21 protein-coding genes are annotated in these 22,009 nt (G+C 70.1%); 5 read left to right on the forward strand and 16 right to left on the reverse strand.

Features of this window, described 5'->3' with window-relative positions:
• Window positions 1-38 precede the first annotated feature (38 nt).
• Genes HDA40_RS34870 through HDA40_RS34885 form a run of 5 tightly spaced genes read right to left on the reverse strand, consistent with a single transcriptional unit; the run spans window position 39 to window position 3,766 of the window.
• The gene (locus tag HDA40_RS34870; protein WP_253762083.1) at window positions 39-1,583 is read right to left on the reverse strand and encodes a recombinase family protein; all 1,545 of its coding nucleotides are present in this window, start codon (window positions 1,581-1,583) and stop codon (window positions 39-41) included.
• 27 nt (window positions 1,584-1,610) lie between these two features.
• Entirely contained in the window at window positions 1,611-1,745 is a 135-nt protein-coding gene (locus HDA40_RS41810; protein ID WP_275978372.1) for a hypothetical protein, read from the reverse strand.
• A gap of 16 nt (window positions 1,746-1,761) precedes the next feature.
• Window positions 1,762-2,391, reverse strand: coding sequence for a hypothetical protein (locus HDA40_RS34875; protein WP_253762084.1), 630 nt, complete (start codon window positions 2,389-2,391; stop codon window positions 1,762-1,764).
• Complete coding sequence (locus HDA40_RS34880; RefSeq protein ID WP_253762085.1) at window positions 2,388-2,891, reverse strand: RNA polymerase sigma factor; 504 nt, start codon at window positions 2,889-2,891, stop codon at window positions 2,388-2,390. Before HDA40_RS34880 ends, HDA40_RS34875 begins: the two co-directional genes overlap by 4 nt.
• Window positions 2,888-3,766, reverse strand: coding sequence for a helix-turn-helix domain-containing protein (locus HDA40_RS34885; protein WP_253762087.1), 879 nt, complete (start codon window positions 3,764-3,766; stop codon window positions 2,888-2,890). The genes HDA40_RS34880 and HDA40_RS34885 overlap by 4 nt, the downstream gene beginning before the upstream one ends.
• Window positions 3,767-3,814: 48 nt before the next feature.
• Between HDA40_RS34885 and HDA40_RS34890 the strand changes: the two genes are divergently transcribed.
• Complete coding sequence (locus tag HDA40_RS34890) at window positions 3,815-4,225, forward strand: DUF2000 domain-containing protein (RefSeq protein ID WP_253762088.1); 411 nt, start codon at window positions 3,815-3,817, stop codon at window positions 4,223-4,225.
• Between the two features lie 24 nt (window positions 4,226-4,249).
• Window positions 4,250-4,711, forward strand: coding sequence for a ribonuclease HI (gene rnhA, locus HDA40_RS34895; RefSeq protein ID WP_253762090.1), 462 nt, complete (start codon window positions 4,250-4,252; stop codon window positions 4,709-4,711).
• A gap of 60 nt (window positions 4,712-4,771) precedes the next feature.
• Here rnhA and HDA40_RS34900 read toward each other — a convergent pair whose 3' ends face one another.
• On the reverse strand, window positions 4,772-5,548 hold the full coding sequence (locus tag HDA40_RS34900) for a pentapeptide repeat-containing protein (protein ID WP_253762091.1): 777 nt from the start codon (window positions 5,546-5,548) through the stop codon (window positions 4,772-4,774).
• A gap of 48 nt (window positions 5,549-5,596) precedes the next feature.
• On the opposite strand from HDA40_RS34900, the gene HDA40_RS34905 reads away from it, so the two are divergent.
• Window positions 5,597-7,975, forward strand: a complete 2,379-nt coding sequence (locus tag HDA40_RS34905; RefSeq protein ID WP_253762093.1) for a glycoside hydrolase family 2 protein — start codon at window positions 5,597-5,599, stop codon at window positions 7,973-7,975.
• A 4-nt stretch (window positions 7,976-7,979) separates the two neighbouring features.
• Here the strand turns inward: HDA40_RS34905 and HDA40_RS34910 are convergent, their stop codons facing one another.
• Together HDA40_RS34910 and HDA40_RS34915 are read right to left on the reverse strand one after the other, a co-directional pair.
• Window positions 7,980-9,089 (reverse strand): MBL fold metallo-hydrolase, encoded by a 1,110-nt coding sequence (locus HDA40_RS34910; RefSeq protein ID WP_253762095.1) that lies wholly within the window; start codon window positions 9,087-9,089, stop codon window positions 7,980-7,982.
• The gene (locus HDA40_RS34915) at window positions 9,086-9,913 is read right to left on the reverse strand and encodes an enoyl-CoA hydratase/isomerase family protein (protein ID WP_253762097.1); all 828 of its coding nucleotides are present in this window, start codon (window positions 9,911-9,913) and stop codon (window positions 9,086-9,088) included. The genes HDA40_RS34910 and HDA40_RS34915 overlap by 4 nt, the downstream gene beginning before the upstream one ends.
• Window positions 9,914-10,161: 248 nt before the next feature.
• Between HDA40_RS34915 and HDA40_RS34920 the strand changes: the two genes are divergently transcribed.
• Window positions 10,162-10,929: a GNAT family N-acetyltransferase gene (locus HDA40_RS34920; RefSeq protein WP_253762098.1), complete on the forward strand. Its 768-nt coding sequence runs from the start codon at window positions 10,162-10,164 to the stop codon at window positions 10,927-10,929.
• An 89-nt stretch (window positions 10,930-11,018) separates the two neighbouring features.
• Here HDA40_RS34920 and HDA40_RS34925 read toward each other — a convergent pair whose 3' ends face one another.
• Window positions 11,019-11,744, reverse strand: a complete 726-nt coding sequence (locus tag HDA40_RS34925; RefSeq protein ID WP_253762099.1) for a PIG-L deacetylase family protein — start codon at window positions 11,742-11,744, stop codon at window positions 11,019-11,021.
• 77 nt (window positions 11,745-11,821) lie between these two features.
• Here HDA40_RS34925 and HDA40_RS34930 point away from each other — a divergent pair, with 77 nt between their 5' ends.
• A complete protein-coding gene (locus tag HDA40_RS34930; protein WP_275979726.1) occupies window positions 11,822-12,454 on the forward strand; it encodes an HAD family hydrolase in 633 nt (210 codons plus the stop codon).
• Here the strand turns inward: HDA40_RS34930 and HDA40_RS34935 are convergent.
• From HDA40_RS34935 to HDA40_RS34965, 7 genes are all read right to left on the reverse strand, one after another.
• Window positions 12,451-13,251 carry an ion transporter gene (locus HDA40_RS34935; RefSeq protein WP_253762100.1) on the reverse strand — a complete coding sequence of 267 codons (801 nt, stop codon included), beginning with the start codon at window positions 13,249-13,251 and terminating at the stop codon, window positions 12,451-12,453. The genes HDA40_RS34930 and HDA40_RS34935 overlap by 4 nt on opposite strands.
• A gap of 104 nt (window positions 13,252-13,355) precedes the next feature.
• Window positions 13,356-15,896, reverse strand: coding sequence for an ABC transporter permease (locus HDA40_RS34940; RefSeq protein ID WP_253762101.1), 2,541 nt, complete (start codon window positions 15,894-15,896; stop codon window positions 13,356-13,358).
• Window positions 15,896-16,681 (reverse strand): ABC transporter ATP-binding protein, encoded by a 786-nt coding sequence (locus HDA40_RS34945; protein ID WP_253762103.1) that lies wholly within the window; start codon window positions 16,679-16,681, stop codon window positions 15,896-15,898. The genes HDA40_RS34940 and HDA40_RS34945 overlap by 1 nt, the downstream gene beginning before the upstream one ends.
• A gap of 327 nt (window positions 16,682-17,008) precedes the next feature.
• A complete protein-coding gene (locus tag HDA40_RS34950) occupies window positions 17,009-19,537 on the reverse strand; it encodes an ABC transporter permease (RefSeq protein ID WP_253762104.1) in 2,529 nt (842 codons plus the stop codon).
• A 4-nt stretch (window positions 19,538-19,541) separates the two neighbouring features.
• On the reverse strand, window positions 19,542-20,327 hold the full coding sequence (locus HDA40_RS34955) for an ABC transporter ATP-binding protein (protein ID WP_253762106.1): 786 nt from the start codon (window positions 20,325-20,327) through the stop codon (window positions 19,542-19,544).
• Between the two features lie 86 nt (window positions 20,328-20,413).
• A complete protein-coding gene (locus HDA40_RS34960; protein ID WP_253763916.1) occupies window positions 20,414-21,079 on the reverse strand; it encodes a LuxR C-terminal-related transcriptional regulator in 666 nt (221 codons plus the stop codon).
• Window positions 21,080-21,131: 52 nt separating this feature from the next.
• Window positions 21,132-22,001, reverse strand: a complete 870-nt coding sequence (locus HDA40_RS34965; RefSeq protein ID WP_253762107.1) for a RecB family exonuclease — start codon at window positions 21,999-22,001, stop codon at window positions 21,132-21,134.
• Window positions 22,002-22,009: the final 8 nt, after the last annotated feature.

The following is a 22,009-nucleotide window of genomic DNA, read 5'->3' on the forward strand; positions in this document are numbered from 1 at the left end:
GCCGCTAGTCCACCCCAACGGGCTACGGCCGTGGCCCTTCACCGCATGCGAGGGGTCTGCTCACCGCTGCGGTGCTTCTTGAATTTGATCTCCACCGCCGCCGGGTCGAAGCCAGGCCCGCGCTTGGTCACCGGCAAGATCCGGACGGTGACCAGGGTGTCTAGGACGAGCCGCTGATGCGACAGCGGCAACCGCTCCCAAGCGGCCTCGATGTCCTCCACGCCTATCAACGGCTTGAGCGGCGAATCGACCGTTGCCGCATTCAATTCTGAGTCGATCTCGTCGAGGCGTTTTGTTCCGACCTCCGTCGCGGCGTACAGCTGCTCTCGGGTGACGCGTCCGAGGACTTGATCAGCCGCCATCGCCTTGAGGTTCGTTCGGATCGCCGTGGCTTCCGAACGGAGGGCTGGAATGTCCACGTCGGGACGGGTCGGCTGGAGCAAGTCGACGGCGTCCTTTCGTTGGAGGCGTTTAAGGATCGTCGAGACGACCAGCTTGTCGACGTTAGTGCGGTCGCGTACGAGGTGGGTGCTGTCCTTGCAGCGATATCGGGGTCGGCTTCCTCCTCGGCTGACCTCGACTCCGACGGGGTTGGTGAACTTGGCGTCGGTGCATATGCCGCACTTGTAGAGCGAGCTTCCGAGGTACTTCGGCGGAGATCCGGGATTCGTGCGCCGATTGGGATCTTGCAGGATTCGCTGGACGGCTCGGAAGGTCTCCAACGGCACGATCGGGTCCCACGGTGCTTGCCCGATCTCCTTGCCTTTGAAGATCATGATCCCGGCGTTGCGAGGCCGCAGCAGGATCTGGCGAAGAGTGGCCGAGCTCCAAGGCGCGCCGGTGACCGTCGGGATCTTCCGAAGGCGAAGATCCAGCGCGATCGAACGTAGTGACGCGGTCCTCTCGTCGTTGTCGTCCGCGTCGGCGGCTTGGACCACCCGTATCGAGCAGTCGAGGAGTACCGCGGCTTCGTCGGGGCGTACGGTGACGCCGTCCTCCTCGAACCCGTAAGGGCGCTTGCCGCCGCCGTATTCGCCCGCACGCGCCTGACGTTCCCGCGCGGCCGACACTCGGCGGCTCGTGTCCCGGGAAGCTTTGTTCGCCATCGCGACCATGACGCGGGCCATGGTGATGTCGGCGTCATTGTTCAGCCGTAGAGACCCGGTGACCGACTCGACCGGCACGTTGTACTCAGCAGCCACATCGATGAGATCTTCAAGGTCGCGCGGATCGCGGAAGGCCCGGTCAAGATCCAACGGGATGAAGCCGTCGTGCTCGCCACGCGCCAGCAGATCGAGACTCAGGCGCAGACCCGGCCGGTAGGTGCGCCACTCATGACGGCCGTCGGGGAGCTTGACCTTGCGTCGCTTGAACGCTGACACGCCTTTGACCGAACCGTCCGCGCGGCGTACAAGGTCGTTCTCGACGATCACCCGCGTGATCCGCCAGCCGATTGCCTTGGCGTAATCTCGGATACGCTGCTCCTGATCGATGTTGCCTTTGGCCCGGCCATCCTCGTCGAGATCGATGAGCCGAAGGTCGGACAGTCGCGCGAATCCGAGAGCGTTTCTGGGTTTTCCCATGTAGACGATGGTGCCACCGGGTATGTGTCACATCCCAGTGTTCGGCACGACCACGCCGACGGTCCCGACCAGGATCGCCAGCGCGCAGACGACGACGAGGGTGCTCTGCGTGTCGGTGAGGTCCACGCCGTCCAGGTTCTCACGCGGACGCCAGCTCGGCATCCGCGTGAGGTCATGGTCAGCGCGGCAGTCGCTCCGGGATCGCCATGCAGGACGGCAAGGTTCGCACCACCGCGGGCACGACGATGGTGGTACGCCCGTCGCGGTCGGTGCGGGTGGCGTACCCGAAGGAGAGGGTGTCCACCGCCGGGATCTTCTCCGGGCGGACGGTGATGATGACGTCGCCGTCGGCCACTCGGTAGGCGACCGGGGCGCGCTCCAGATCCTCCGGCGTGGCGGTCGTGAGGAACGGGAACGCCGGATCCATGTCGAGCGCTTCTGTGCAGCGGTCGGCCGCGACCATCCGCATCACCACCGTGCGCGCACCGGCCCGAGCCAGTTCTTTGTTGAGCTTGGCGGTGTCCTTCAAGCGTTCGGCGCGGAACGAGAAGTGCACCGAGCCGTCGGGTCGTTTGTCCACCGTGTACGCCGCCGCCGGGGTGGCGACGAAGAACCCGGCGACGGCCGCGGCGACTGCCGTACCGGTGACGGCGGCCATGAGGCGACGGCGGTTCCGCTTCGGCAGCGGTTCGGCTGGTGTGTCGAGGACCCGTTCGAGCAGGGCGAGCGCCTGCGAGCCGCGCGGGTCGGGGTCGGTGTGCGTACGGGCGGGATCGGCGGCACGCAGCCGGTCCAGGGGATCGGTCATGAGGTGGTGCTCCTTCCGGGAACGATGGTCGGCTGGGTGCGCCGGATCGGCGAAGCGTCCTGTTCCTCGCTGGCGAGCAGCCGCTGAGCGAACCGTTTCCGGGCTCGATGCAGCCGCACCTTCAGCGCGGTACGCGTACAGCGCAGGACGAGCGCCGCCTCGGTCACGTCCAGCCCGTCCCACTCGACTAGCCGCAGGACTTCCTGGTCGGCGGGGGACAGCTCGGCGAGGACGGCGCGTACGCGCAGCTGCTCGTCGACCTGTCCAGAAGGGTCCGCCACCTCGGCGTCGCCACCGGCAGCCGCCTTGGCGGCCAGCCTTTCCCGGCGCGTACGCCCCCGCAGTTCGTTGGCGATGACCTGCCTCGCCGTCGAGTAGAGCCAGGCTCGGGTGTGCTCGGGCGGCAGTTCGGCGAACCGGCGCCAGGCGATCAGGAACGTGTGGGCGACGATGTCGCCCGCCGCGTCGGCGCCTACCCGACGGGTCGCGAAACGCGTCAACTCCGCGTAGTGGGCGTCGAATAGTCCTTCGAAGCGCCTTCGAGCGGCCGCGTCATTGAGTTCCATACCTGGAGATGTCCGCCTGAGGCGCTGTGGTTACCGGGTGGGCGAGCATATCGGCCGGGGGAGACCCCCACATGCCGGACGAAGTGCCGGTTCAGGTGCGCCTGGTCGAAGAAGCCGGCCTCGATCGCCACCTCCGCCGGGCGGCGGCCGTCCAGCAGCAGCGTCCGGGCCAGCGCGATCCGCCGCCCCATCAGGTACGCGTGCGGCGGCAGGCCGAACGCGCGGGTGAAACTGCGTACCAAATGGGTGGGATGTGCGAAAAGCGACTCCGACGCCTCCTGGAGTGTCACCCCGGCCTTGACCCGGTCGTCGAGCAGATCCCGCAGGTCGGCCGCGAGCCGGGGCGGTGCGGAGCCGACCCGGGGCGGTGCGCCCAGGTGGGTGAGCAGGCGTTCGGCGACGAACGCGAGCCGGCTCTCGGCCTCCAGCGGGTCCGGCCCGGACACCGCGTGGTGCAACTGATCCAGCCGTGCACGCAGCAGCGGATCGCGGAACTCCGGCTGCCCGACGGCCGCACCGATCAACGCGTCGCCGAGCACCGCGCGATCGAGGTAGAGCACCCGCTTGCGGAACCCGCCCTCGGTCGCGGACTGCCCGTCGTGCGGCACGTCCGGCGGCAGCAGCGTCACCGTCGCACCGACCGCGCCATGCTCGCTGCGATCCAGGTCGTAGCGGATCGCGCCGTCGTCGACGATCAGCAGCGTCCAGGTCTCATGGGTGTGCATCGGGTACGCGTGCCGGTCGAACCGGGCATGGAACACCTCCGCGATGCCCGGTACCGGTGGACGCCACGCCGACACCGCCTGCATGCCAAGAACGTACAAGACCCGGCGGGCGCGAACGGACAGCCTCGAGTCATGAGGTTCGACACGAAGATCGCGGTCCTGCTGCGCGAGGACCTGGCCACCTGGCAACGGCTGAACGTGACGGCGTTCCTCGTCAGCGGGGTCGCCGCGCAGGAACCCGAGCTGATCGGCAAACCGTACGCCGACGCCGACGGGACGGCGTACCTGCCGATGTTCCGCCAGCCGGTGATGGTCTTCGCCGGCGACGCAGCACAGCTCACCCAGGCACACGGCCGGGCGCTGGAACGCGGGCTGACGATCGGGGTCTTCACCGAGGAACTGTTCAAGACCGGCAACGACGACGACAACCGGGCAGCCGTCGCGGCCGTACCCCGAGACGGACTACGGCTGGTGGGCATCGCCATGCACGGTCCGCGCTCCGTTGTGGACAAGGTGCTGAAGGGGGCGGCGCTGCACCCATGACCTGCGGTCGGGTAGGTTTCGCCCATGGCCGAGGTGAATGCGCGCATCGTCGAGATCTACACCGACGGCGCCTGCAGCGGCAATCCCGGGCCGGGCGGCTGGGGAGCGATCCTGCGCTGGGGCGACCGCGAGAAGGAGATCTGGGGCGGCGACGGCGGCCAGACCACCAACAACCGGATGGAGCTGATGGCCGCCATCCAGGCGCTGGAACTGCTCTCCCGGCCGGTGACCGTACGCCTCCACACCGACAGCTCCTACCTGCGTAACGGCATCCTGTCCTGGCTGCCCAACTGGAAGCGCAACGGCTGGAAGACCTCGGACAAGAAGCCGGTCAAGAACGCCGACCTGTGGCAGCGCCTCGAAGCGGCGGTCAAGGCCCACCAGATCGAGTGGGTCTGGGTGAAGGGGCACGCGGGCGATCCGGGGAACGAACGCGCCGACGCCCTCGCGAATCGGGGCATGGCCGAATCCCGCGCCGCCCTCTGATGATCAGCGGAAGTATCGCGGTGCTATAACCCCACGAAAGCTCCGCTGATCACGGCGCGATCATGCCGCCCAGTGGGCGGGGTGGTGCAGCGCGGCGGGCACTCGCGTACGGGAGTCGCCGCGAGCGGCGTCGAGCTGCGCCTGGGTGAGGTAGAGCGCCCCGGTCAGGTCGGCTCCGCGCAGGTCGGCGCCCCGGAAGTCGGCGCCGATGACGTCCGCCTCACGGAGGTCGGCCTGCCGCAGATCCGCCCCGACTAGCATCGCCCCGCGCAGTGAAGCTCGCCGGAGCGAAGCGCCCCGCAGCGACGCTCCGAAGAAGGACGCGCCCCGGTGGTCCGGCCCGGCCGGGCGGCGGCTCAACAAGCTGGCTTCGAGCAACAGCGGATTCGCCTCCGCGCGGAGAACGGAAGGGTCCACCGACGGGTCGAGCGACGCGGCCAGCTCGTCGATCTTGTCGTACATCGCGGTGAGCTGGGCGTACAGGGGCGCGGCGGCCGGCATGCTCCGTGCTTCGGCGAGGTAGTAGAGCAGCTCGTGCAGGTCCCGCATGATCGGGAACGCGGCCAGCATCCCGGGCTCGTCCCGCCAGCTTCGCCCGTCGAAGGCGGCGGTGATCCGCTGGCCCGCGCCGAAGCAGTCGAACACCGTGCAGCCGGGGAAGCCGGATTCCCGCAGCCGGGAGTGGATGCCGCAGCGGTGGTCGTCGCGCAGGTTCGGGCATGGTTTGCCCGCCGGCTTGGTGATCGCGAAGTCCGCCGACTTGGCGAAGGCGGGTGCGACACAGCAGAGCCCGACGCACGAGGCGCAGTCGGCGTGCAGAAGCTCCCGGAAAGTCATCCCGACCAGCGTACCGGCCCCTGATCATGGCCGGGCTAGGGTGGGGGCGTGACTGCGCTGGACGGCCCCTGGACGTTGCACGGAGACGCACTCGACGGGCCGGTCCCGGCGACCGTTCCCGGGTGCGTGCATACCGATCTGCTCGCCGCCGGGCTCATCGACGATCCGTTCCTCGGCGAGAACGAGCCGAAGACCGCCTGGATCGGCCGCAGCGCTTGGGCGTACCAGCTGGATTTCGACTGGAGCGACGCCGGTGACCAGCGCGCGGACCTGGTGTGCGCGGGTCTGGACACGATCGCGAGCGTGACCCTCAACGGCGTCACGCTGGGTGACACCCGCAATATGCACCGGTCGTATCGGTTCGACGCGCGTGAGGCGCTGCGGGAGGGCCGCAACCGGCTGGAGGTGCGTTTCGCCGACGTCTACCAGTACACCGATGAGCTGCGTGAACAGCTCGGAGATCGGCCCAATTCGTATCCGGAGCCGTTCAACTTCGTCCGCAAGATGGCCTGCAACTTCGGTTGGGACTGGGGTCCGACGCTGGTCACCGCCGGTATCTGGCGGCCGATCGGGCTGGAGACGTGGTCGGTCGCGCGGCTGGCCGAGGTCCGCCCGCTTGTCACGCTGCGTGACGGTATCGGCCTCGTCGAGGTGCACGTCCGCGCCGAACGCGCGTCATCCGCGCCACTGACGCTGACCGCCGCGGTGGGCGAGCACCGCGCCGAGGTCCAGCTGATCGACTCCGATCAAGGACTTGTACGCCTAGAGGTGCCGGACCCGGCCCGGTGGTGGCCCCGCGGCTACGGCGAGCCGACGCTGCACGACCTCACGGTGACGCTCACCGACGGTGACCGGGAGCTGGAGGTCTGGCAGCGTCGCATCGGCTTCCGCGACCTCCGCCTGGACACCACGCCGGACGAATCGGGCAGCGCGTTCACGCTGGTCGTGAACGATGTGCCCGTCTTCGTCCGGGGCGTCAACTGGATCCCGGAGGACGCGTTCATCACCCGTGTCGACCGTTCCCGGTACGCCGCCCGCCTGGCCGACGCGTGCGTGGCGAACGTCAACCTCATCCGGGTGTGGGGCGGCGGGATCTACGAATCGGAGGATTTCTACGACCTGTGCGACGAACTCGGTCTGCTGGTCGAGCAGGACTTCCTGTTCGCGTGCGCGGCGTACCCGGAGGAGCAGCCGCTGTGGAGCGAGGTCGAGGCGGAGGCCCGGGAGCAGGTCGCCCGGCTGACTCCGCATCCGAGTCTGGTGATGTGGGTCGGCAACAACGAGAACGTGTGGGGCTGGCGGGACTGGGGCTGGCAGGCTGATCTCGGCGACCGGACGTGGGGGAGCGGCTACTACTTCGAGCTGCTGCCGTCGATCGTCGCCGAGCTGGATCCGACTCGGCCGTATTGGCCGGCCAGCCCGTACTCGGGCGGCCCGTTCACCGGGGCCGCCGATCGGCATCCCAACGATCCGGCGTACGGGTCGACGCATATCTGGGACGTGTGGAACACCCACGACTACACCCATTACCGGTCGTACAAGCCGCGGTTCGTGGCCGAGTTCGGCTTCCAGGCCCCCGCCGCGTATTCCACGTTGGACCGTGCGCAGGCGCTGGCCGGACCGGCGCTGACGGCGCACCAGAAGGCCGGCGGCGGCGACGGCAAGCTCCAGCGCGCCCTGGACGAGCACTTCGGCGACGTCCAAGGGTTCGACGACTGGCACTACCTGACCCAGGTGAACCAGGCGCGGGCGATCCAGCTCGGCGTGGAATGGTTCCGGTCGCTGCGCCCGCACTGCATGGGAACCATCGTCTGGCAGCTCAACGACTGCTGGCCGGTGATCTCCTGGTCCGCCGTCGACGGCGACGGCCGGCGCAAACCCCTCTGGTACGCCCTCAGCCGGTCCTATGCCGATCGGCTGCTGACCTTCCAGCCGGACGGTCTGGTGGCGGTGAACGAGACGTCGTCGGAGTGGCCGCTGCGGCTGCCGGTACGCCGCATGTCGCTGGCGGGCGAGCAGCTCGCGACGGCCGATGTGGACCTCGTCGTGCCCGCCCGAGGCGCGGTGACGATCCCGCTCGCGGACTCGGTGGGCGAACCGGGTCCGGACGAGTGCCTGGTCGCGGGGAACGCCTGGTGGTTCTCCGGACGCGACAAGGACCTGGCCTACCCGGCGGCCGCGTACGAGGCGACGGCGTCGCGGGTCGAGGACGACGTGCTCGTCACCGTGATCGCCGAGACGTTCCTGCGCGACCTGTGCCTGTTCGCCGACCGGGTCCACCCGGCGGCCACCGTGGACGAACAGCTTGTCACGCTGCTGCCGGGGGACAGCTTCACCTTCCGGGTCAGCGGACTGCCGCTGGACGCCGCGGTGGACGAGCTGACCGCGGCGCCGGTGTTGCGCTGCGTCAACGACCGGGTGGGCTGACGCCTCAGGCGACCGCCTGCCACCAGCCGTCGACCGGCGGCGGAAGATCGACGTCCACCCGTTCCCCGGGCCGGGGCACCGCGAGGCGTACGCCCCGGGCCTTGGCCTCGCGCCAGACCCGGTCCACCGGCTCGGACCAGTCGTGGAAGGCGAGGTTGAAGGTCGCCCAGTGGACGGGGATCATCAGCCCGCCCTGGACGTCGAGGTGGGCGGCCACGCCCTCCTCCGGGAACATGTGGATGTGCGGCCAGGCGTCGCCGTACGCCCCGATCTGGATCAGCGTCACGTCGAACGGGCCGAGCCGCTCGCCGATCTCGGCGTACCCGTCGAAGTAGCCGGAGTCGCCGGTGTAGAACACCTTGCGCTCGCCCACCTGGACCACCCAGGACGACCACAGCGTCCCGTCGCGTTTGAGCCCCCGGCCGGAGAAGTGCCGCGCCGCCGTGCACACCAGATGCACGCGGCCGATCTCGACGTCCTCGTTCCAGTCCAGCTCGATGATCCGGTCGGCCGGCACGCGCCAGGCCTCCAGATGCGCGCCGACGCCGAGCGGGACCACGAACGGCGCGTCCTGCGACCGCGTCAGCTCCTGCACGGTGGCCATGTCGAGGTGGTCGTAGTGGTCGTGCGAGATGAGGATCGCGTCCACCTGCGGCAGCATGTCCACGGCGATCGGCGTACGGTGCAGGCGCTTGGGCCCGACCTCCTGCGACGGCGAGCAGCGGTCGCTCCAGATCGGATCGATCAGCACCCGGGCGCCTTCGATCTCCACGAGCGTCGAGGCATGCCCGTACCAGGTGATGTGCAGCCCGGTCGCGTCGGCCGACGGGGCGGCGTCGACGATCGGGATGTCGCGCTTGGGGCGGCGTACCTGGCCGCCGAAGAACGCGTCGTGCGCCAGCTTCGCCGTGTTCGACGGCATGGTCAGGGTCGGGATCGTGTTCTGGAACCGGCCGTCCCGCCACTGCGGCGACCGGCGTACGCGGTCGGCCCGCTCGCCCGAGACCCTGCCGCCCATCGCCCGGGGCACCTCCCGGCCGAACCAGGCGACCGCCGCCCCACCGGCCAAGGCGGCCAACCCGACGAGCCCCCAGCCCTTACGCGTACCACTCATGCCTCGACCCTACCCAGGCTGGGCCAGGCGCAGTCGCGGAAGTCCGGGACTCGGCGCTCGCCGAACGCGGCGACGCCCTCGGCGTACTCGGGACTGTGATAGGAGGCGGCGTACAGCTCGCGGGTCCACGCGTCGTCGGACTCCTGCCCGGCCAGCACCCGGTCGATCAGCGCCTTCGCCCCGGCGACCGAGATCGGCGCCCGGCCGGCCAGCATCCTGGCCAGCGCGTACGCCCGGCGCCGCACGGCGTGCGGCGAGCACACCTCGTCGACCAGACCCATCCGCAGCGCCCGCTGGGCGTCCACCACTTCGCCCGTCATCAGCAGGAACCGGGCGGTGGCGTGGCCCACGGTGTGCACCAGGCGCGCCGTCGAGGCCAGCGGGTAGACGATGCCCAGCTTCGCCGGGGTGATCCCGAACGACGCCCCGTCGGCGGCGACCCGCACGTCACAGGCGAGCGCCAGCTGACAGCCGCCGCCGACGCACCAGCCCTCGATCAACGCGACGACCGGTTTGGACAGCCCCGACACGGCCGCCTCGGCCCGCTGCACCACCTCGGTGTACGCCTGCGCGTCGGCCGGCTCCCGGCGTACGGTGGTGAACTCGTCGATGTCCGCGCCGGTGGAGAACGGGCCGCCCGACGGGCCCCGGATCACCAGTACGCGTACCTCCGGGTCCTCCTCGACGGCTGCGGCCGCCTCGGGCAGCGCCGCCCACATCTGCAGGGTGAAGGCGTTGAGCCGGTCCGGCCGGTCCACGACCAGGGTCGCTACCGGCCCGTCGGCGCTCAGGCGCAACTGCGGCGGGAGCGCGGGAATCCTCATGGGATCACGCTAGCGGACCGGGGTTGACCCGGCGCCGATCTTGATGGCATGCTGAGCCCCGATCGGCGTACGGGCCGGTCCCGAATTCTCCAAGGGAATGAAGTCCATGATCTCGGCGAGCCACAGCGGCCGCCGCGCGCACTTCGCCTGATTCGCTCAGGCGCGCGCCTTCATCTGCGGCGGTCCAACGCTCTCTTAGCGCATTCACGCGCGCCCTTTTCCGCAGAGCTTTCTCATCAGATGAGGTCATGAAGTTGATCATGGACATGAGCGTCCAGCGTTCCGTCGTCGCCCAGCTCTCCGCCCGGCCGCAGGTCGTCGAAGCGGGCCCGTTCGTCCTCGGCTGGGATCCCGCCAGCCCGAGCAAGTACATCAACTACGCCACCCCGGTCCCGGGCGCGGCGATCACGCCGGCCGACGTCGCCGCCCTGGTCGCGGCGTTCCGGGAGATCGACCGCATCCCGCGCCTGGAGTACGTGGTGAACATCGCCCCGGACCTGGAGGGCCAACTCCTCGCCGCCGGGTTCACCGTGGAGGCCCGGCACGAGTACCTGGTCTGCACGCCGGACACGTTCGCCGACGTGCCCGACCCCGACGGCGTCGAGGTCACCGAACCCGACACCGACGCCGACTACTGGGGCATGATCACGGCCCAGGCCGCCGCCTTCGGGGACGCCTTCGAGGTCGGCCCGGCCGACATCGACCGCTCTCGGCGTACCAAAGAGCGGGGAGGCGTGGTCCGGATGGCCCGCAGCCGCCCCGACGGCCTGATCGTCGGCGGCGGCCAGGCGTCACCCCCGAGCGAGGGCGTGGCCGAGGTCGCGGGCATCGCCGTGACCGAGCCGTTCCGGCGACGGGGCATCGCCGGGGCGATCACCGCGGCGATCACGCGCGAGGCTTTCGCGCGGGGCGTCGAGGGCGCGTGGCTGGAGGCGTCGGGCGACGACTCCTGGCGCGTCTACGAGCGCGTCGGCTTCGTCCCCACCGGCAAACGCCTCTACCTCGCCCTCGACTGATTCGCGTGATCATTGCGTCACTCATGCTGTGTCCCGCGGCGAAATGTCCGTTCAAACAGCCTGGGTGACGCAATGATCTTGCACGGTGGCTAGAAGCGGAGGAGTTCGAAGGCGGTGGCGCGCCGGCCGCCGAAGGCCGGCGCGACCTGGTCGGCGAGGAACTCCAGGAAGCCGCGCGCCGAGGCCATCGGATGGTCGCCCAGCCCCGCCAGGTACGCCCGATGCGCCTCCAGCGACGCGACGGCCCGATCGAACGTGCCCGTGATGTCCACCGCATGGGTCGGCTGAGGCGACCCCCCGACGGCGACATAGCGCACGCCGTTCCACGGCTGGAGACCTTCCTCGGCCAGTTCGGGGAAGATCCAGCGGTTCCCGGCGTCGGCCACCGCGTCCAGCACCGCCCGGCCGGTGTGCCGGTGGTCGGGGGTGTTCCAGCCACCGCCGGGCCAGCTGTCGTGATAGTTCCCGGTGATCACCAGCTCCGGCTGGTGGCGGCGGATCGCGGCGGCCAGGTCCCGGCGCAGCGGCAACCCGTACTCGATGATCCCGTCGCGGTGGTCGAGGAACTCGACGATCTCGACGCCCACCAGCTCGGCGCCGGCCCGTTCCTCGGCCTCGCGCAGGGGAGCGCACTCGGCGGGCGCGATCCCGTCGATGCCCGCCTCACCCCGGGTCACCATCAGATAGCGGACGTCCTTGCCGACGGCGGTCCACCGTGCGACCGCCCCGGCCGCGCCGTACTCCAGGTCGTCCGGGTGCGCCGCGATCGCCAGCGCCCGGGTCCAGTCCTCGGGCAGCGCCTCCAGTTGCTCCACAAGGCGAGCCTAACGTGAGCTGTGCCACCGCGAAGTGAGGCGAGGCGGACCGGCCAGGCATTCTGGAAGGCGTGACCTTGGCCGCGGTGCTCTTCGACATGGACGGAACGCTCATCGACTCCGAGCAGCTCTGGGCGATCTCGCTCCAGCAGCTCGCGGGGGAGTACGGCGGGCAGCTGTCGGAGGACGCCCGGCTGCGCATGGTCGGCACCGACATGCCCACCTCGATGGGGATCTTCCACGCGGACCTCGGCCAGGAGCACCGCGATTACGCGTTCAGCGCCGAGCGCCTGGTCTCGCTGACCGGGGAGCTGTTCGCCCAGGGGCTGCCGTGGCGGCCGGGCGCGCTGGAACTCCTCACCGAGGTACGCGCGGCGGGCGTACCGGCGGCCCTGGTGACCTCGACCGAGCGGCGGCTGGTCAAGATCGCCCTGGACACGCTCGGCCCGTTCGACGTGATCGTCTGCGGTGACGAGGTCGGCAACTCCAAGCCGCACCCGGAGCCCTACCTGACGGCGGCCCGCCTGCTCGGCGTACCGATCGAGCGGTGCGTCGCCATCGAGGACTCCTCTTCCGGCGTACGCAGCGCGATCGCGGCCGGTGCGCGGGTGATCGGCGTACCGTGCGAGGTGGCGCTGCCCGGCGATCTCGGCGCGCACCTGCTGCCGACCCTGTCCGGTGTGGACCTGGCGTACCTGCGCGGCTTCTAGACCGGCTGCCGTTCGGTCAGCTCCGAGCGCAGCGCCCCCAGCTCGGCCCGCAGCTCGCGCAGCTCCGCCAGCACCGCCCGGTCCTGGGCGGGGATCGGCTTGGCCTCCTCTTCGGCCCGATGCTCGGCCTCCATCGCGCTGACCGCCACCGCGATGAACAGGTTGAGCACGGTGAACGCCGAGACCACCAGGAACCCGATGAAGAAGATCCAGGCGAGCGGCTGTTTGGCCATGACCTCGCGGGCGACCTCGGACCAGCTGTCGCCGGTCATGATCTGGAACAGCGTGAAGATCGACTGGCCGAGCGAGCCGAACCACTCCGGCGCGGTGTGCGCGAACAGCTTGGTCGCCATCACGCCCGCGACGTAGAGCACCAGGACCAGCAGCCCGGCGATGGAGACCATGCCCGGCATCGCGGTCAGCAGCGCCGAGACGACGCGCCGCATGCTCGGCACCACCGAGACCAGGCGGAGCACCCGCAGGATCCGCATCGCCCGCAGCACGGTGAACGCCGACGACGCCGGGGCCAGCGCGACCGAGACGATCGCGAGGTCGAACACGTTCCACGGATCGCGGAAGAAGCGCAGCCGGTGCACGAACAGGCGCAGTATCAGCTCGATCACGAAGATCGACAGTGCCGTCACGTCGATGACGTGCAGCTGAACGCCGTACCGGTCGTGCAGTGTGGACGAGGTCTCCAGGCCGAGGGTCGCCGCGTTCCCGAGGATGACGGCGGTGATGAAGTACTGGAAGGCCCGGGACTCGACCAGCTGACGTGATCTCTCCCGCAAACTCACTCGCGGAAAATACCAAACCGGTCCCCGGTGAGTCGTGATCAACACGTCACCGGGGACCGGACCCTCCCGTGCAGAGGGGTCTACTGGGGACCTACTCGTACGCCTTACTCGTAGGCGATCGCCTTGAGCACGTCCGTGCGGGCCGCCTTGATCGAGGGCAGGACCGCCGCGAACACGCCGACCAGGGCCCCGGCCACGAGGTACGCGGTCAGCTGCGACCACGGCACCGCGAAGTCGGTGATGCCCTCGCCCTTGAGCGACCGGACGACCGCCGCGCCCATCCCGACGCCGGTGGCGAGGCCGAGCAGCGTCCCGAACAGGGTGATGACGACAGCCTCCACTGTGATCATCCGCATGGTGGCCGCCCGGCCGAGCCCGATCGCCCGGAGCAGACCGAGTTCCCGCGTACGCTCCAGGACCGACAGCCACAGGGTGATGATCACGCCGAGGACGGCGATCAGGATGGCCAGCGCCAGCAGGATCGTGACCATCGTCAGCAGCGTGCCGATCTGGCCCGACGCCTGGTCGAGGTACTCGGCCTTGTTCATCACCGTGACCTCGGGGTTGCCGGCGAGCAGCGCGGTGATCCGGTCGCGGACCGCCTGCTCCGAGGCGCCGTCAGCCAGTGTGATCGTCGCGATCGCCGGGTCCGGGTTGTAGCTGTGCTCGAGTGCGGCCGAGCCCAGCATGTAGCCGCCCATGAAGTCGTTCTGGGTGTAGATCGCGGCGATCCGGAACTCCACGGGATCACCCTTGGGCAGCACCACCCGGACGGTGTCGCCGAGGCGTACACCGTCCTCGACCGCGGTCTCGGTGTCCACGACGGCGTCGGTGGGTCCGAGAGCCGACAGCGATCCGCCGACCGCCTTCAGGCTGAACTGGGTGGCCAGTGCGGGCAGATCGTCGACGATCTCGACGCCGTGTCCCTGCTTGCCGACCAGGGCCCGCTCGTAGACCTCGCTGGCGGCGCTGGCCACCCCCGGGATCTTGCGGATGTCGTCCATCGTGGAACGCGCGAACGTCGGCACGACGTCGGTGCTCTCCTGGCCGCTGACCAGCAGATCGGCGTGGACCTCCCGGGCGGCCGCGCCCCGCAGGCTCTGGTCGCCCGAGGTGAGCACCGTGCTCGCCGCCGTGATCAGTGCGATGCCGATCATGAGCGCCGCCGCCGTGATCGCGGTACGCCGCGGGTTGCGGCCGGAGTTGAGCCGGCCCAGTTTGCCCGCGACCGACCAGGAGAAGAGCCGGCCGAGCGCGGCCACCAGCGGCTTGCCGACCATCGGGCTCAGCAGTGCCACCCCGATGAAGGCGAACATCACGCCGCCCAGCATCGGCCACAGGTGACCGTTGCCGGTCAGGCCGTACCCCATGAGGGCGACGCCGACCGCCGTCACCAGGCCGCCGCCGACCGTCAGCTTCGTCAGCGGCCGGTCCGGCGTCGCGACCTCCTGTAGCGCCGCGATCGGCGGCACCCGGCTGGCCCGCAGCGCCGGCAGCAGCGCCGCCAGCACGGTGATCACGATGCCGACCGAGAACGCCGCGATCACGGCCGAGGCCGGCAACGCGATCGGGGCCAGGACCAGCCCGGAGACGTTGGCCGCGAGCATCGCGAGCACCCAGCCGACGCCGAGCCCGGCGAGCAGGCCGAGCACCGAGCCGGCCAGGCCGACGACGAGCGCCTCGGCCAGCACCGAGCCGATCATCTGGCGGCGGCTCGCGCCCAGCGCCCGGGTCAGCGCCAGCTCCTTGGTCCGCTGGGCGACGGTGATCGAGAAGATGTTGAGGATCAGGAACGTGCCGACGAACAGGGCCACGCCGCCGAACCCGAGCAGCACCTTGTTCAGCCCGTCCAAGACCGACTTGAACTGGTCGGCGATGGACTTGGCCAGCTCGGCCCCGGTCTTGACCTCGTACGCCCCGCCGGTCTTGGCGGCGATCGCGTCGCGGACCGCCTCGACGCTCTGGCCGGGCGCGGCGTCCACGTCGAACGAGGTGTACGCCCCCGGCTGGCCCAGCATCAGCTCCTGGGCGACCTTCTCGGTGAACCGGACCTCCAGTACGCCGCCGCGCCCGTCGAGGCCACCGGCGTACCCGAAGGTGCCGGCCAGCTCGAAGGTGCGCTTGCCGCCCGGCGTCAGCACCGTCACCTGGTCGCCGACCTTCAGCCCGGCCTTCGTGGCCTGCTCGACGTTCAGCACGACCTGGTTGTCGTTCTGCGGGGCGTGCCCGTCGCGGATCTCCGCGCCGCCGACGCCGTCGAGCCAGTTGCTGCCGAGGCGGGGCGGGCCGACCGTCGTGACGACCTTGCCGTCGCTGCCGATGACGCGGGCGCCTTCGGCCTCGGCGATGGGGTGCACGGCGGCGACCCCGGTGACGGCTTCGACGGCCTTCTTGTCGTCGGCGGTCAGCAGCCCGGGCACCGGCGAGTCGCCGCCGGCGATCTGGCCGTCCACCTTCGGCTTCGGCTGCACGACCACATCGGTGTGGGCGTACGCCGAGTCGAACATGCTCTCGAACGAGCGTCCGAGGGTGTCGGTGAGCACAAAGGACCCGGCGACGAACATGACGCCGAGGATGACCGCCATCGCGGACAGGGCGAGCCGCAGCTTGCGGGCCAGCAGGCTCTTCAGGGTGGCGCGCAGCATCAGGACTCAGCCCCGGCGGTGTCGGCCGCGACGCGGTCCAGCGACTGCATCGCGTCGAGCACCTTCTGCGGCGTCGGCTCGGTCAGTTCGTTGACGATGCGCCCGTCGGCGAGGAACACGACCCGGTCGGCATAGGACGCGGCGGTCGGGTCGTGCGTGACCATCACGATCGTCTGCCCGTGTTCGCGTACCGACGAGCGGAGGAAGGACAGCACCTCCGCACCGGAGCGCGAGTCGAGGTTGCCCGTGGGCTCGTCGGCGAAGACCACCTCGGGCCGCGACACGAGGGCGCGGGCGCAGGCCACGCGCTGCTGCTGGCCGCCGGAGAGCTGGCTCGGGCGGTGACCGAGCCGGTCACCCAGCCCGACCGTGTCGATCACCGTGCGGAACCACTCGCGGTCCGGCTTGCGTCCGGCGATCGCCAGCGGCAGCAGGATGTTCTCCTCGGCGGTGAGCGTGGGCAGCAGGTTGAACTGCTGGAAGATGAACCCGACCTGCTCGCGACGCAGCTTGGTGAGCCCGGCGTCGCCGAGGCCGGTCAGCTTCGTGTCGCCGATGTGCACCTCGCCCCGGGTGACCGCGTCCAACCCGGCCAGGCAGTGCATCAGCGTCGACTTGCCGGAGCCGGACGGTCCCATGATCGCGGTGAAGCGGCCGGCGGCCACCTCCATGCTGACCCCCCGCAGCGCAACGACCTGGGCCTCGCCCGAGCCGTACACCTTCCAGACGTCCACGGCCCGCGCGGCGACGGCCACGCGGACGGGCGGGTGTGCGGTGATTGTCATCGAAGTCCCCCTGCACGGAATTGAAAGCTTGGTCCGGCCGGGCAAGGCGGTGCCCGACCGGCGACTCTCATCGTTCCGGCTGGTGACGCGGGAGACGTCAGACCGTGGGTGGAAAGAAGCCCGAGATCCGCGCCAGGGGCCGTCCCCGAGACGATCTCGGGGAAGCCCCTGAGTCACGCCTGGCCGCACCCTCCGTTCGCGCGTCGGCTGCACGCCGGCGCCGGCGTTGGCGCTGGATCACGGATCTGGGTCGAATCTTGGCCCAAGATTCGACCCAGAACCCTGATCCGCCGCGAAAAGCAAGCCGCGGAAAGCGAGCGGAGAGCGTCACTCGTACGCGATGGCCTCCAGCACGTTGAGCCGGCTCGCCCGGATCGCCGGGAGCACGGCGGCCAGGATGCCGGCCACGATCGCGAGGATCAGCGTCGCGATCAGGTAGCCCCACGGGATGGTGAGTCTCAGGTAGTCCCCGCCGAAGATCTTCACCGCCGCGACGCCGAGGCCGACCCCGACGACCATGCCGAGCAGTGCCCCGAACACGGAGATCAGGATCGATTCGACGGTGATCATGCGGGCGGTGGAGCCGCGGCTGAGCCCGATCGCGCGGATCATGCCGATCTCCCGCGTCCGCTCATAGATCGACAGCAGCAGCGTGTTCACCACCCCGAGCAGGGCCACGACGATGGCCAGCCCGAGCATGATGTTGAGGATCACCAGCACGATGTCGAGCACGCTGGTGACCGTGCTCAGCAGCTGGCTCTGGTCGACGACCGTCACTTCCTTGTTGTCGGCGAACAGCGACTCCAGCTGGGTGCGTACCGACTCGATCTGGTCGTCCGAGGCCACCTGGACGTAGGCCGCCTGGGCGTTGGGCGAGGTGAATCCGGCCGCGTCGGTCTCGTTGAGCAGCGGGCCGGACCAGGCGCTGGACGGCTCCAGGGTGGCCACGACCTTCTCCTGCTTCGGCCCGCCCCGCGCGGTGACGATGTCGACCGTCGAGCCGGCGGTCGCGTTGAGTCGCTTGGCGGTGGCGTCGTCGAGGATGATCTCGCCGGCCGTCAGCGGCCGGATGTCGCCGGAGGCCGGCGTCAAGGTGAAGATCTCGGCGGTGGCGGCCGGGTCACCCGCGAGGATCTGCGTGGTCTGCCCGCCCACCCGGGCGGTGTCGGTCCGGTACGCGGCCGCCTGAGTGACCCCGGGGATCTCCCGGATCTGCTTCTGCATCCCCGGGTCGAAGCCGGCCGTCGCGCCGGCCGAGAAGTCGACCTGCACGATCAGCTGCGCCTTCACGTCGTTGGTGAAGACGTCGGTGAGCCCGGCCTTGGCCGACGAGGCGAACACGCCACCGGCGGTCGCCAGGGTCACGCCGATCATCAGCGCGGCCGCGGTCAACGCCGTACGCCGAGGGTTGCGCCCGGTGTTGCGAGTGCCCAGCCGGGCCGGGACCGAGGTGCCGAACAGCGCGCCCAACGCTCGGGTCACCGGCCGGCTGAGCACCGGGGCCAGCATGATCACGCCGATGAACACCAGCAGTGCCCCGCCGCCGAGGACGAGCCAGAGCGGGTCCTTCCACACCTTCGTCAGCCGCAGCACGAGGAACGCGACGCCGATGAGCAGCACGATCAGGCCGGCGATGGTGAGCTTCTTGAGCGGCTTGTCCGGTACGGCGGCGTCCCGCATCGCCGCGATCGGCGGTACGCGCGACGCCCGCAACGCCGGGACGAGCGCCGAGATCACCGTCACGAGGACGCCGACGAGCAGCGTCACGATCACGACATAGGGCTTCACCACGATGCCGGTGACGGGCAGGTTGGTGTTGGACACCGCCTCCAGGCCCTTCTTGCCCAGCCAACCGACGCCGCAGCCGATGATCAGCCCGACCAGCGCGGCGACCAGGCCCAGCAGCGCGGACTCGGTCAGCACCGAGCGGAGGACCTGCTGCTTCGAGGCGCCGAACGAGCGATAGAGCGCCAGTTCCCGCGTACGCTGCGCGACCAGGATCGAGAACGTGTTGAAGATCAGGAAGATGGCGACGATCAAGGCGATCAGCGCGAAGACGGTGAGCCCGGTCTTGAGTACGGTGATGAAGGGCTGGATGCTGTTGCCGGCCGCTTCGGTCGCCTCTTTGTTGGTGCGTACGTCGTAGCCGGGGCCGATCTTCTGCTCGATGCGGCTTTTCAGCTCGCTGTCGCTGACCCCGCTCGCCGCCCGGACGTCCACACTGGTGTACGCGCCGGTCTTGCCCAGCATCAGTTCCTGGGCGACCGGCATCGTGAACGCGACCGTCATCTCCCCGGCCAGGGAGTCCCGGCCGCCTTCGTACCCGAAGATCCCGGCGACGGTGAACGTCTTCTCCGGCTGCAAGGTGATGACCTGCACCTGGTCGCCGACCTTCTTGCCGGCCTGCTCGGCCAGGTTCGCCGACAGGGCGACCTGGTTCGGCTGGGTCGGCCCGGTCCCGTCGCGCAGTTCGAGCAGACCGTCCTCGCCGGTCCAGCCGACGCCGAGCCGGGGCGGCCCGGAGGTCGGGATCACCTTGCCGTTGTCGCCGATCACCCGAGCGCCGTCCGAGGCGACCTGCGGGGTCGCCTTCTCGACGCCGTCGACCGTGCCGACGGTGTCGGCGACGCTCTGCGGCACCGTCGCGGTGACCACGCCGGACTGCTGGTCGCTGACCTCCGACTTGCCGGTGACCTGCACGTCCAGATCGGAGTTGATGGTCGAGAACAGCCCGGTGAAGCCCTGGGCGATCGTGTCGCCGGCGATGAACGCGCCGGACATGAACATGGTGCCCAGGATGATGGCCAACGCGGAGAGCAGCAGCCGCAGCTTGTGCGCGAGCAGGCCGCGCAGCATCGCCTTAAACATCGGCGCCGCCGGTCGCGGCGTCGGGACCGGACTGCCCCGGGTCGAGGCTCTTCATCTTGTCCAGCACCGTGCTCTCGGTCGGCCTGGCCAGCTCGTCCACGATGGAACCGTCGGCGAGGAAGATCACGCGGTCGGAGTACGAGGCGGCCCGAGGGTCGTGGGTGACCATCACGATGGTCTGCCCGAAGTCGTGCACCGAGCTGCGCAGGAAGTTCAGGACCTCGCCGCTGGACCGGGAGTCGAGGTTGCCGGTGGGCTCGTCGGCGAAGATCACCTCGGGCCGGGCCACCAGCGCGCGGGCGCACGCGACGCGCTGCTGCTGGCCGCCGGACAGCTCGGTCGGCCGGTGGCTCAGCCGGTCGCCCAGGCCGACCGTGTTGATCACCAGATCCCACCACTGCGGGTCGGGTTTGCGCCCGGAGATCGCCATCGGCAGCATGATGTTCTCCTGGGCGGTCAGCGTCGGCAGCAGGTTGAACTGCTGGAAGATGAATCCGACCTTCTCCCGCCGCAGCTTGGTCAGCCCGGCGTCGCCCAGCCCGGTCACCTGCGTGTCGCCGATGAACACGTCGCCGGCGTCGACCGTGTCCAGGCCGGCCAGGCAGTGCATCAAGGTCGACTTGCCGGAGCCGGACGGCCCCATGATCGCGGTGAACCGCCCCCGGTCGAACGCCGTGGTCACCCCGCGCAGCGCGTGGACCTGCGCCTCGCCGTGGCCGTAGACCTTCCAGATGCCCTCGGCCCGGGCGGCGGCCGGCTGGGTGGTTTCGCTGTTCATAGGCCAGATATTGCCGTAGAGATCAGGCGAATCGGGCAAACTCCGCTAAATTTCCCGCGCTTCCCGCGGCCCGCGGGACGGTCCGGCTACTCGCCCGGTTTGATCAAGCCCGACTCGTACGCATAGACGACCGCCTGGACGCGGTCACGCAGTTTGAGCTTGGTGAGCACATGACCCACATGGGTTTTCACCGTCGTCTCGCTGACGGTGAGGACCCGGGCGATCTCGGCGTTCGACAGCCCCCGCGCGACCTGTGCGAGCACCTCCCGCTCCCGCTCGGTCAACCCCGACTGCCCCTCCGGTACGCCCTCCGCCGACACCGGCAGCGCCGCGAACTGGGCCAGCAGTTGCCCCAGCAGCACCGGCGAGATCGCGGCGTGACCGGCGGCGACCGCGCGTACCGCGCCGACCAGGTCGTCGGCCGGAGCATCCTGCGCCACCAGCCCCCGGGCGCCCGCCCGCAGCGCTGCGACCGCGTGATCGCCGACCGGCTCGGCGGTCAGCACGAGCACGCCGACCGGCAGCCGTGCCCCGGTGACCTCCCGGGCCACGGCGACCCCGTCCCGCCGGGGCAACCGGGCCTCGACCAGCAGCACGTCCGGCAGCAGCCGGCGGGCCAGTTCGATCGTTTCGACGCCGTCACCGGCCTCGCCGACGACGTGGATGTCGGCGTACGCCCCGAGCACGCTGCGCAGCCCGCTGCGCAGCATCGGCTGATCGTCGGCGAGCAGCACTCGCACCGGCCCGGACATCACGAGGGCAGACTACCGGGCACGTGCCAGCGACCTGCCTGATCTTGCCCGGTCAGAGGGCGTCGGCGAGACGTTCGCCGTCCACGCCGCGCTGGGCCGCCAGCCGGGCGGTCCGGGCGTCGATCGCGGTGGTGATCGCGGCCTCTTCCGGGAACGGCGGCGGAGTGCCGCCGAACGCCGGGCAGAGCGCCTGATGGGAGCACCAGTTGCACAGGCGGCTCTGCTTCGGCCGGAAGTCGCGGGCCTGCGCCGCCTGCTCGATCGCCCGCCACAGCGCGATCAGCGTCTTCTCGAACCGCTCCAGCTCCTCGGAATCGGGGGTGTAGTCGCAGACCTCCCGGTCCTTCAGGTAGACCAGGCGCAGCACGCGCGGGACGATGCCCCGCGTCCGCCACAGCACCAGCGCGTAGAACTTGAGCTGGAACAACGCCCGCGCCTCGAACGCCTCCCGGGGTGCGCCGCCGGTCTTGTAGTCGACCACGCGCAGGTCGCCGGCAGGGGAGACGTCAAGCCGGTCCACGTAGCCCCGGATCAGCAGCTCGTCGTCCAGGGTGGCCTCGATCAGGGTCTCGCGTTCGGCCGGTTCGAGCCGGGTCGGATCCTCCACGGTGAAATAGCCCTGCAGCAGCTGGGTCGCCTCGTCGAGGAAGCCGTCGTCGACGGCGAGCGTCGCCAGCTCGGGCGCCTCGGTCAGCAGCGCTTCCCACGCCGGCCGCACCAGCAACGCCGCCTCCGCCAGCGTCCGGCTCGACGCCGGCAGGTCGAACAACCGCTCCAGCACCGCGTGCACCAATGTCCCGCGTGCCTGGTCCACCGTGGGCTGCTCGGGCAGCCGGTCGATGCTGCGCAGCCGGTAGAGCAGGGGACATGTCTTGAAGTCGGCGGCCCGGGAGGGGGAGAGGGTGGGCAGCGGCGTTGTCATGGCCCTCA

Origin of the sequence: Hamadaea flava (assembly GCF_024172085.1) — a bacterium.
Classification (GTDB): domain Bacteria; phylum Actinomycetota; class Actinomycetes; order Mycobacteriales; family Micromonosporaceae; genus Hamadaea; species Hamadaea flava.

Excerpts from the sequence above, each read along its gene's own strand:
- HDA40_RS34870 (WP_253762083.1), bottom strand. The coding sequence starts at position 1,583 with ATGGGAAAACCCAGAAACGCTCTCGGATTCGCGCGACTGTCCGACCTT.
- HDA40_RS41810 (WP_275978372.1), bottom strand. The coding sequence starts at position 1,745 with ATGCCGAGCTGGCGTCCGCGTGAGAACCTGGACGGCGTGGACCTCACC.
- HDA40_RS34875 (WP_253762084.1), bottom strand. The coding sequence starts at position 2,391 with ATGACCGATCCCCTGGACCGGCTGCGTGCCGCCGATCCCGCCCGTACG.
- HDA40_RS34885 (WP_253762087.1), bottom strand. The coding sequence starts at position 3,766 with ATGCAGGCGGTGTCGGCGTGGCGTCCACCGGTACCGGGCATCGCGGAG.
- HDA40_RS34890 (WP_253762088.1), top strand. The coding sequence starts at position 3,815 with ATGAGGTTCGACACGAAGATCGCGGTCCTGCTGCGCGAGGACCTGGCC.
- rnhA (WP_253762090.1), top strand. The coding sequence starts at position 4,250 with ATGGCCGAGGTGAATGCGCGCATCGTCGAGATCTACACCGACGGCGCC.
- HDA40_RS34900 (WP_253762091.1), bottom strand. The coding sequence starts at position 5,548 with ATGACTTTCCGGGAGCTTCTGCACGCCGACTGCGCCTCGTGCGTCGGG.
- HDA40_RS34910 (WP_253762095.1), bottom strand. The coding sequence starts at position 9,089 with ATGAGTGGTACGCGTAAGGGCTGGGGGCTCGTCGGGTTGGCCGCCTTG.
- HDA40_RS34915 (WP_253762097.1), bottom strand. The coding sequence starts at position 9,913 with ATGAGGATTCCCGCGCTCCCGCCGCAGTTGCGCCTGAGCGCCGACGGG.
- HDA40_RS34920 (WP_253762098.1), top strand. The coding sequence starts at position 10,162 with ATGAAGTTGATCATGGACATGAGCGTCCAGCGTTCCGTCGTCGCCCAG.
- HDA40_RS34940 (WP_253762101.1), bottom strand. The coding sequence starts at position 15,896 with ATGCTGCGCGCCACCCTGAAGAGCCTGCTGGCCCGCAAGCTGCGGCTC.
- HDA40_RS34945 (WP_253762103.1), bottom strand. The coding sequence starts at position 16,681 with ATGACAATCACCGCACACCCGCCCGTCCGCGTGGCCGTCGCCGCGCGG.
- HDA40_RS34950 (WP_253762104.1), bottom strand. The coding sequence starts at position 19,537 with ATGCTGCGCGGCCTGCTCGCGCACAAGCTGCGGCTGCTGCTCTCCGCG.
- HDA40_RS34955 (WP_253762106.1), bottom strand. The coding sequence starts at position 20,327 with ATGAACAGCGAAACCACCCAGCCGGCCGCCGCCCGGGCCGAGGGCATC.
- HDA40_RS34960 (WP_253763916.1), bottom strand. The coding sequence starts at position 21,079 with ATGTCCGGGCCGGTGCGAGTGCTGCTCGCCGACGATCAGCCGATGCTG.
- HDA40_RS34965 (WP_253762107.1), bottom strand. The coding sequence starts at position 22,001 with ATGACAACGCCGCTGCCCACCCTCTCCCCCTCCCGGGCCGCCGACTTC.